Consider the following 9,821-nt stretch of genomic DNA (forward strand, 5'->3'; position numbering starts at 1 on the left):
GGTTTCGACGAGTGGGTGCAGCGGTCGCGCGAGCCCCGCAGACGCGGCGGGCTCTTCGGACTGGGCGCGCGGCGGTCATGAGGCGGGCGGCGGCCTCGCGGGCACGGTGGGACGACGGCGGCGCGCAGCTGGGCACGGCGTTCCTGGTCCTCGCCGGAATCCTCCTGTGCCTGCTGGTCGTCTACCTGCTGCGGTGGTGGTTGCTCGCGGGCCTGGTGAGCGCCGTGGTGATCCTGGGCGGCACCGCCCTCCTGGTCGGATGGTGCGTCCTGGCGGTGCTGTACCTGTGCCGTGTGCACGAGGTGCTGTTCGGCGGCGGGTATCCGGACGAACCCCTGCCGGGGGACGGGGACGACCCCGCGCACCGCGCGTACCATGGCGGTCCGGCCTGGTGGGACCTGCGCGCGATCGTGGGCCGGATCTGGACCGGCTCGTCGCTGTGGAGTGTGTTCCTGCTGCCGCAGTTCCTGGTGCACGCCCTGGTGGTGGGTCTCTACCTGGCCGTCGCGTGGGCGGCCGTCGGCGTGCTGCGCCTGGCCGACTCGGGGCTCCTCCTGGTCCGGCGGATACGGATGGTGTGCCCGGGGTGCTTCCTGCGGCTGGGGTACCCGGCGTACCTGTGCGCGCGGTGCGGTCGGCGGCACGGCTCCATCCGCCCCGGAAGCCGGGGGGTCTGGCGGCGGCGGTGCCTGTGCGGAACGCGCCTGCCGACGCTGCTTCTCCTGGGTTCGGCCGACCTGGAGGCGCGGTGTCCGCACTGCGACCGGGGTCTGGAGCACCGGCCGGGCGAGGCCAGGGAGTTCGTGCTGCCCCTGTTCGGAGGAACCGGCGCGGGCAAGACGCGGCTGGTGACCGGGCTGAACCTGGCGCTGACCCAGGCCGCGAGCCACGCGCCGGAGGCGTACGTGGAGCCCGTGGGCGAGGAGACGGTGCGGCGGCTGCGGGACTGCGAGCGGATGCTCTCGTCGGGGTACCGGACCGCGCCCACTCCCCCGGGGCGCGAGGTGCGCGGGCTGACCGTACGGGTGGGCGTGGACAACAAGGCCCTGCTCATGCAGTTGTTCGACGCGGCGGGCGAGCGGTTCAACCGGTCGGCGACCGCCGAGGAGCTGGCCTACCTGGGGCGCGCGTCGACGTTCGTGCTGGTGGTGGACCCGCTGGGGATCGAGTCGGTGTGGCGTTCGCTGACCTCCCGGGAGAGGGACCAGCTGGCCGGGGACCGGTCGCACACCCGTGACCCGGAACTGGCGTACGGGGCGGTGCGCGACGAGATCCGCAGGCAGTACCGCATGCTGGGGCGGCGCCGGGGTCGTCGGGGGCTGCGCCGGGCCCGCCTGGCGGTGGTGGTCACGCGCGGCGACCTGGTTCGGGGGACCGCCATCGCGCCCGGGGAGACCGACCCCCGGGAGTGGGCGGAGCGGACGCTGGGCCTGGGGAACCTGCTGCGGGACGCGGAGGCCGACTTCGGGCGGACCCGGGTGTTCCTGACCTCGGCCGTGACCGACGGGGAGGGGCGGGCCGACCCCAGCCTGGGCGTCCTGCTGCGGTGGATGCTGGAGGGGGAGCACGAGGCGTTCACCGCGCTGCTCGCCGGTTACTCCCCCCGGCACGCACGGCCCCGGCCGCCGGAGTACGCGAGGGAGACGCGATGACCTACCGGGGAGCCGGGCACCGGGGCACCCGCCGGACCATTGCCGTGGTGACGTACGTGCTCACGGGCGCGGTGACCGTGGCGATGATCGCCGCCGCGGTCTGGCTGGGCGTGACCACCGTGCAGGGCGTGTGGGCCCACGCCCTGGCCCGCATCGCCGCCGGTTCCTGAGCCGCCCTCCCCACCAGCCGAAACGTGACCGGATCCGGCCACCCCTCCTGAGCCACTCTCATCGCTCGAAATCCCTCTGACCAGCCCTTTCGCTGAATGTGGAACCCGATACCGATCCGCGCACGGTTGGTCACAACTGCTAACTTACGGAGCATCCCCACCCATGCACCCTCACCACCCCTGACCGAAGGAGTCCCCCGCCATGGCAGACGAGGCTGGCGCCAATCCGATCGAGGCCCTCGAAGGCGGTCAACTCGCCGAAGCCCTCGCCGAGGCCATGGCAGGGCTGGCCGACATGTTCGACCTGATCATGGAAGATGCCGAGACCGTCGCACACGAAGACGGGGTTGAATCGGCTCTGCGCTCCTACAAGGAGGAGTACGCCCCGACCATCGTCGAGGTCCAGGAACACGGCCTCCAATTGGCCAACAACATCCAGGCCGGAGCCTCCGAGACGGCCCTCAATGACCTGGAGGCCGCGGAGACGTACAACACCCCGTGGGATCTCGACGTCAACTTCTGAAACTCTCTTCTCCCTGCATCCCTCTCCCTTCCAAAGTGAGTCATGGCCACTTTTGATCTCGCCTTCAGCCCTCGTGACACGATCGCCAACCCTCCGGCGATCAAAAAACGCGCGGAAGAGTTGTACGTTCTCCAAGCACGCATGTTTGGGCAGTCCGACGACCTGGACGCCAGTTTCAACTCCGCCGCGACACAGTTCACCGACATCTTCGCCTGGAACATCCAAGGGCTAGCTGCCGAGGATTACCAGCTCTGGCGGGAGGCCGGAGTGGCGATCGCCTACGCCGCGTCCCAGATCGAGCAGTGGGCGGCGCACGTGGAGGAGTTCAAGAAGGAGCGCGAGGAGCAAACCTCCGAGTGGTTCGACTTCCGCACAGCCAAAGAGGACGAGATCCCGGCCGACTACCAGGGGCAGACCATCACCGCCACCTACCCCGAGCGCGGTGGGTTGTTCGGCATCAGCGACGCCAGCAAGTGCCGGGACATCTACGACGAGGTCGCCGCGAAGCTGGCGGAGCTCATAGGTCGCGCGAACACCAACTATCAGAACTTCGAGAATAACGCCGAAGAAATCGCCGACAACCTGAAGGAAGGACCCACAAAGGCCAACGTTCAGGAACTCATCGACGCGGGCATCAACTCTTGGGCCTTCTACAACATTGACCCAAACCATTACACGATGCTCGTGGACGGCCGGGAACTGACCGAGGAAAACGCTGAGGAGTGGGCCGACGAACTTTCGGACTACTGGTCCGGCGACAAGCCCCTCGATGAGCGTTACAACGAACTCATGCTCATGATGAGCATGATCACCACCAACGCGATGCAAGCCCAGCAAGGGGGCACGGGTTACCGCACCGATGAGATGGATTTCCTCCGAACCTTCTACGAAACACTGGAGGAGGAGAGCCCCAACCACATGGGCGTGGTAGGCATTCCTGTCCAGATGGAAGGCGATCACCTAACCAACGAGGAACGCGAGCACGCACTGGGCATGCTCGGGGATGGTTTGCTCGCCCTGTCCGACCCAGACTTCGGTGGCGGCTACGGGGACCTACCCCAAAGCGTGCGCGATGCAATCGACATCCCCTTCACGGACGAGGAAGAAATTCCTGGCGATCTCATCACCCAGGAGGGAGATGCTCGAACATACGCAGCACTTTCAGAGTTGTTCGCTCATACAAACGATGATATGAAAGGCGGCTACGGACTGTCCACCAGGCTCTCTCTTTCCGCTGGAGCATACATAGGACAATGGGGTGACAGCACAGAACACTGGGTTTCTTCTGAAGAAATCGGTGAACTTGTCGACGTTGCTGCCCGCAACAAGGATGCCAACTACTACATGCTCACCGGAGAGCACCTCAACTCTGAGGAGGGTGTGGACTACACCAATGACAAACCCACCGACGCGCTTGAGAATCTGCTCACCTACGAGTGGCACGACGATGGTGCTGATATCCGAGGACTCACCGACTGGCTAGCCGAGGACGGAAATAGCGATAATACAGAAATCAAGGAAAGAGCCGACAGGGCTCTGAGTGGTTTCATCGAAGTTATAACTCGACCTGACGTTCAGGAAGCCCTTATTCAAACTGGAAACCAAGTCGAAGACACACGCACAACAGAGGACGAAGAAGGAAATGAAGTCACTGAGGAGTTTACATGGAGGAACGTTTCAATGGGACATCTGAATCCAGAGATAGCAGACAGCTTTGCAGATATTTTCGATACATACATTGACACTTTTGCAGACTCTAATGCAATCGATGAGAACAATGCATTGGACGAAAGCTTCACGACTGGATACGATCCAGCATCAGGACTACGCATTGAACTGGATGACAGGCGCTTTTTTGCCAGCATGATCGCAGGGAGTCCGGAAGCTGCCAGCCAAATGTTCAGCTCAACCCAAGAATACATTGACGAGTCCGTTCGTGAGTACTTCACTGACGAACAGGCAGCACTCGAAGACCACGCTCCTCGGAGATCAGGCCTCTTGCTTAACGCCGTCATGTCAGGAATCGCAGACGAAGCAGTACTTAGAAGCGAAAACCATAATGCGGCAGTGGACAGGAACGAAAAACTGGGGACGTTCGCTATCGACATGATGGCTCCATCACTAAAGAACGCTTACGGAATAGAGGCCTTCAAGATAATTGCAAAGGAATATGTAGAAATGGCGGGCAATGACCTGCAAACCGAGCCAGAAAACACAACAACCAAGGAAGACGTATCCCTTATAATGGAGGCACAGGTGAAGGACGAAGTATTCAACCTCATATCAGAGAATGATAATTGGGATGGGGCGGAGCTGCCTGAGGAGATGCTCACGGGAGGTGATTTCATTAACAACCCAAGCCAGTGGGACGGCATAAAAACAAACGATGAAGCCAACGGCCTGAGGAATGAGACCTGGAAAAACGTCAGATATGAGGAACTCGAAGCCCTCCCCCCTGAAACAGACATCGGAACGCATTTCACTGATTTCATGGATGCCATGAACGGAACTATGAGAATTTCAACTGAACTGTAAGGCTTTTGGGGTGGCCGTGAAGAAAATATGCATCACTGCTGCAAGCGCTGTCTTGATCACGCTTATAGTCGGCTGCCAATCAGCAGACCCCGCAAATGAAGATATTCTACACCAAGTTTCCAACAGCCCTACTGAAAGGATACCTGTACCGGAAAATATTACACGGGTCGGCTGGGAGTGGGAGGCTGCTGAAAATTCTAGCATTACTGACACGCACTCATTCAAAGGCGGAGTTGTAGTATCTCTGAATGATGGAGTTGTCGCACTCCAAGGAGACACCGGCGAGGAAATATGGCATTACAGGCGCCCGGGGCAGAAACTCAACAGCAGTGGCGTAACTCCTGACGGCTCGCTCGTCGTTCTCACCTATTCCCAGGAGAATAGCAACTCACTTGATCTCCTTGTTCTGGAAAGTTCCACGGGAGAAATTAACAGCGATCGCACAGCGGTAATCGATGAGTCATCGCGCGAGACCCACACACTTCTAGCCGCAATGCCTCACCTCACTGACTTTGGCCTGTTGACAAATACAAACCGTGTTTCTTACAGCCATAGCTCCGAGGAGGGCCTCCGGCTTCGGTCATTTGATCTTACTACGGGAGAAGAAGCATGGGAGATGTCAAATATTGCGAGCAAACCATCCTTCTCTCCTGGGCCATTCATCACTTCTGAAGAAACAGTGGTTCTTGTAGGTACTTCAGAAACCCCCGAGCCCACTGCTACTCTCATCGGAGTCGATGCGATGAGCGGCGAAGAGCTCTGGCGTGAGGAGTATCCAGTAGCGACTCCTGTTTCCCCCAGCTCAATAAGGTTGAGCACATACCCCGGTAGCAAACTCCTGTTTATCCATATCCCCACAATAGGATATCTAGCAATCAACCCAGTAAACGGGACCCCCGCCTCTGACCCTCTGGATGATAAAAATACAATCGTCGGGTTCTCTGATGATAATTACTCGTATTCAGCCTGGGATGCAGATACAAGTTCATCAACATACTTCCGCGGAACCTTCGAGGGAGAAGATATCCTTAGCATCGATCCACCAGAATCAGCCGACCCGTACGCGGAGAAACATGTCGCGTCTCTGGAAGATGTACTCGCCCGAATAAATGTAAACAAGAATGGAAATTCCTGGAGCGAGGCTCAACTCACCGTCATGCCCTGGGGTGCAGAGGAAGTCAACACGATCAATCTAGACATGAAGGTGCCCAGTGAACCGAATCAGGACGGAGTCGCCGATGGAATCATTGCACCACCTGTTTACATGACATTGGCCCCTGGGGCGCTGGTAATCCGAGGCCAGTCCTCCGATAATAACTCAGGCGAGGAAACAAATATTCTAGTTGGCATCGTTTGAGTTCGACAGTTATCCAACACAAAGAAATAATGCGAATAAATCATCGCTGACGATGGCAAAGGCAGAACCGGAGAACTGTAGAAGACGGCGTGTCCGGCCACGATGGGTGGTTCTGGCCACTGCCGGAGTGCTCGTGCTCCTGTGGGGTTCGGTGCGTGTGATCGAACCGATGGTGACCCCGGACCCACCCGACATCGATCACCAGATCTCGGAGGACCTGGGCATCACGGCTCCGCAGACGTTGGACAGTGTGGGCCAGTTCGATGAGTTCGCGGCTGACTGGGATCACCCCGATGCCCTACGGCTCGTCGCAGCAGAGAATTCTTTGGTCGCAGTCACCGAGGACGGCGTGTTCGGAGTTGGCTACCCCGGGGGAGAGGAACGCTGGCACTTCCGCGTCCCCGGACAGAAGGTGGCCGTCAGCTTCAGGCCTGGCGGTGGCGCGGTTCGCGTGGCCTACCGGGTGGACGGACTGCGTTCCGCCGAGGTGCATTACGCGGTACTGAGTCCCGAGACCGGTCAACGTCGGGATACGGGAATCGATCCCATCCCTATGCCTTCAGGAGGCTTTTCCTCTCTGATCGATGCCTCATACGAGAACACGCAGTTCACGTTCGAAGAGGACCCGCTTACTCTGGCTGGCGAGCAACCGACTAATGAGGACGAAGAGGACGACATATGGCGGGTTGGACTAGCCGCATACTGCGACGGTAATGAACCCTCCCGGAACGACGTCGAGGTCGCCACGTCCACTGAGAAAGTCTTCGTCTCGATTCTCTGCCCAGGTGCGGAGTCGAGCGTGGTGTTCGCCTTGGACCCTGAGTCAGGCGAATTCGAGTGGGGTCGGGAGTTCGCGGCAGCAGGGGCAGAGACTCCACCCGAATTGCTCGTAGTGGATTACGAAGGTTTGTATAGGGGCAAAGAGAACGACCCCTTGCACAGGGTCCTGTCTGGTGAATTCGGCACTGATTACCTGTACCTCAGAGACCCGTCTGGTGCATCGCATGAACCCCGCTTGTGGGATATCGAAGGGATAGAATCTTGGCTCACCCCAGCCAACACGGACGGGAATCCGTCCCCTCGAGCTGTTGTCGTAGGCAGGTATAGAACGATAGACAGAAGCGCGGCGGTGCAGACAACCCATCTCCTCATGGAGGCGAATGTGATGCGCCTTGAGGACTTCCCGGAGTCATTGCTCGTTGACAGTTCGGAAGGTACACCGATCGTCGAAAGTCCGAACGGTACACCGCGCCTGCCCACTATCGACGAACTACCGATGGGCAGCGGTGTTAGCCCTCTGATGCTGGAAGCGATCGAAGAAGCCGTTTCGTGAGACAAGCACCGCGCAGCGTTCCTCTCATCCGGTGCCAGGAAATTGTCAAGGAATTACCTTCTGGCCACATGGGGATCGAGGATGAACCCGTAGAACCATGAAAAAAGCCCGCATCTACTTACCCCTATTGGGGGCCCTGATCGGCCTCCTACCTCTCCTCCTCCATCTTGTCCTCACGTGGGTCGGCCCGTCTCACGTATCAGCTCCGCCGTACGTGCTTGTCGGGCCCGTGGTCGTCGCGGTGGTGTTCGTGGTCACCTGGTTCCGGGACGTGCGAGCGGAGGCCGATGAGGCTTCGACGATGAGGTCCGTCCTACTCTGGGCGTCCCTGGGGATCGCGGTCCTGGTCGTGACCGTCGCCTTCTCCCACCTGAGCGGCTACACGGAGTTCGAACTCTTCCCCGGGGAGCGGTATCGGCTCATGCCGACCGTGGTGGCCACCGTCGCAGTGGGCGGATTCCAGGTGCTCCTTGCGGCGGTCGCGATCCTGCTCGACCGTAGGGAACACGGCATTCCTGGTGGCGGAGTGGTGGTGTTCCTAGCCTCGGTGTTAACTCTGCTGGTTCCCGCCGGAGCGGGTGTCATGGCTGAGAGAGCGCTCCGTCCCCCGCAGCCGGGAGTGGAGCATCTGGTCGCGAGAGCCGAGTCCGCAGCCCGGGAGATCCCAACCGAGATCGAGGGAGTGCCCCATGCCTTGGACGTTCCCCACGGCGCGGCTTGGAAAGTGGAGGCGCTCACCGCGGGAGTGCTGTTCGAGCTCAGCGACGGGGTGATGATGGTGGACGCCGTCACCGGTGAAGAGCTGTGGCGGTACCGTACGCCCGGATCGGACATCCGGAACCTGGTCGCCGCGGATGGAAACTCGCTTGTCGTGGAGGAGTATCCCCCCTCAACTGATGACGACCCCAATCCTATGACGGTGAGGGTCACACTGGATACGACGAGCGGCCGGGTCCTGTACCGCTCCGAGGATTACCAGAGGCTCCTGGCTGACAAGGTCTCCCCGGTGGCGTACGACTCCGAGAACGCAAAGCCTCTGGCGGACGAGAGCGTCGTCGTGCGGACGGGGGCACAGGTTCCGCTGGATGTGTACGGGGCGTCCTCGGGTGCCCTGCTATGGAGGTTCCAGGAAACACCGGACTGTGTTCCTGACGAGGAAGACCCCGTTCTCGATCTCGAAATCACTCAAGACGTGGTCATCGCGACAATCCGGTGTCGGGGTGAGGCCGTTCCGGTGGTGCACGCCTTCGACGCGAACACCGGTGAACTGCTGTGGACACACGAAGCCGAGAACTCAAACGACTTTGCGGGGAGTGCTCTCACGGTCTCCTCCGACGGCGCCATTCTCTACCGCTACGATGTCCATGCCGACGCGTACTTCACCATTGACACTCGTACGGGTGAGGAACTCACCTCCGGAAATTGGCAGGCTCCCCGTCCGAATCAGGACTGGCTGGACGCCTACCTCTGGGAGAACGTGACCGGGGCCGGTGTGCTCCTGGGATCGGATCCGACCCTGACCCTCACCAACGCCCACGGAGAACCCGAGCACACGTTGGAGCTTCCTTCCACGGACGGGCAACGGGGGTTCGCCGCCACGGAGGAGGTTCTCTACGCGGTCGAATGGCCGGAAAGCGGTGACCGGGCGGTGGAACTGACGGCCCACCCCTGGGAGGGCACGGCTCCACACACAGTCGAGAACGTCCTGGGACGTGAGCTGACCGAGGAAGAGGGAGCTGGGGTGCGTGTGGTCCCGGGAGGCGTGATCGTTTACGCGAGAGGCTCTGGCAGGATCACCGCCGCTGTGGCGGTGACCTGAGCCCTGACCGAAGAACGGAATGCGACTGACGCTCCAGGCACTGCCGTGGCTGCCCCGGTCCGACGAGGCAGCCACAGCGGCTTGTTACCGGTCAGGCGGGTGTGGAGGCACGCGGCCGGGAGAAGGAACGGCGGCCGGTGCGGGCGTTCCTGCGGACCCGCTTGGAGAGGGACAAGGGTTCGAAAGTACGTCCGGAGGTGGACTGCGTCCGAGCGGCAGGTGGGTTGGTGCGCTGGGTGGTGTGCGACCACAGGAGCAGGAGAAGCTCGTCGACGTCGGCGGCTTCGATCATTCCGGCCGGAGTGATGGCCCAGAAGGATTGCGTGGCTTCGCCGTAGTAGACGATCAGGTGGCGGTGGCGTGCCTGGATCGCGGCGGCCTGGGCGTGCTCGCGGGCGAACTCGGAACGGTGGCCGCCCAGACGCGGAAGCC

The 9,821-nt window shown here is 61.0% G+C and carries 7 protein-coding genes and 1 pseudogene; 7 read left to right on the forward strand and 1 reads right to left on the reverse strand.

Annotated features, from left to right (window positions below):
• Nucleotides 1-77: 77 nt before the first annotated feature.
• The 7 genes from D455_RS29465 (at nucleotide 78) to D455_RS0106580 (ending at nucleotide 9,389) form a co-directional block, all read left to right on the forward strand.
• On the forward strand, nucleotides 78-1,652 hold the full coding sequence (locus D455_RS29465) for a TRAFAC clade GTPase domain-containing protein (protein WP_017569954.1): 1,575 nt from the start codon (nucleotides 78-80) through the stop codon (nucleotides 1,650-1,652).
• Nucleotides 1,649-1,822, forward strand: coding sequence for a hypothetical protein (locus D455_RS34445; RefSeq protein WP_017569955.1), 174 nt, complete (start codon nucleotides 1,649-1,651; stop codon nucleotides 1,820-1,822). Before D455_RS29465 ends, D455_RS34445 begins: the two co-directional genes overlap by 4 nt.
• Nucleotides 1,823-2,024: 202 nt before the next feature.
• Nucleotides 2,025-2,345, forward strand: a complete 321-nt coding sequence (locus D455_RS0106565; RefSeq protein WP_017569956.1) for a hypothetical protein — start codon at nucleotides 2,025-2,027, stop codon at nucleotides 2,343-2,345.
• A gap of 42 nt (nucleotides 2,346-2,387) precedes the next feature.
• Nucleotides 2,388-4,880: a TPR repeat region-containing protein gene (locus D455_RS29470; protein ID WP_152487013.1), complete on the forward strand. Its 2,493-nt coding sequence runs from the start codon at nucleotides 2,388-2,390 to the stop codon at nucleotides 4,878-4,880.
• 16 nt (nucleotides 4,881-4,896) lie between these two features.
• Nucleotides 4,897-6,237, forward strand: coding sequence for an outer membrane protein assembly factor BamB family protein (locus tag D455_RS33685; protein ID WP_152487014.1), 1,341 nt, complete (start codon nucleotides 4,897-4,899; stop codon nucleotides 6,235-6,237).
• A gap of 157 nt (nucleotides 6,238-6,394) precedes the next feature.
• Nucleotides 6,395-7,570, forward strand: coding sequence for a hypothetical protein (locus tag D455_RS0106575; RefSeq protein ID WP_152487015.1), 1,176 nt, complete (start codon nucleotides 6,395-6,397; stop codon nucleotides 7,568-7,570).
• A gap of 97 nt (nucleotides 7,571-7,667) precedes the next feature.
• Complete coding sequence (locus D455_RS0106580) at nucleotides 7,668-9,389, forward strand: PQQ-binding-like beta-propeller repeat protein (RefSeq protein WP_017569959.1); 1,722 nt, start codon at nucleotides 7,668-7,670, stop codon at nucleotides 9,387-9,389.
• Nucleotides 9,390-9,480: 91 nt separating this feature from the next.
• Here the strand turns inward: D455_RS0106580 and D455_RS32550 are convergent.
• Nucleotides 9,481-9,821, reverse strand: a pseudogene (locus tag D455_RS32550) (hypothetical protein); the annotation flags it as partial.

This window comes from Nocardiopsis halotolerans DSM 44410 (assembly GCF_000341065.1).
In the GTDB taxonomy this organism is placed as follows: Bacteria; Actinomycetota; Actinomycetes; order Streptosporangiales; family Streptosporangiaceae; genus Nocardiopsis; species Nocardiopsis halotolerans.

Excerpts from the sequence above, each read along its gene's own strand:
- D455_RS0106580 (WP_017569959.1), top strand. The coding sequence starts at position 7,668 with ATGAAAAAAGCCCGCATCTACTTACCCCTATTGGGGGCCCTGATCGGC.
- D455_RS34445 (WP_017569955.1), top strand. The coding sequence starts at position 1,649 with ATGACCTACCGGGGAGCCGGGCACCGGGGCACCCGCCGGACCATTGCC.
- D455_RS29470 (WP_152487013.1), top strand. The coding sequence starts at position 2,388 with ATGGCCACTTTTGATCTCGCCTTCAGCCCTCGTGACACGATCGCCAAC.
- D455_RS29465 (WP_017569954.1), top strand. The coding sequence starts at position 78 with ATGAGGCGGGCGGCGGCCTCGCGGGCACGGTGGGACGACGGCGGCGCG.
- D455_RS0106565 (WP_017569956.1), top strand. The coding sequence starts at position 2,025 with ATGGCAGACGAGGCTGGCGCCAATCCGATCGAGGCCCTCGAAGGCGGT.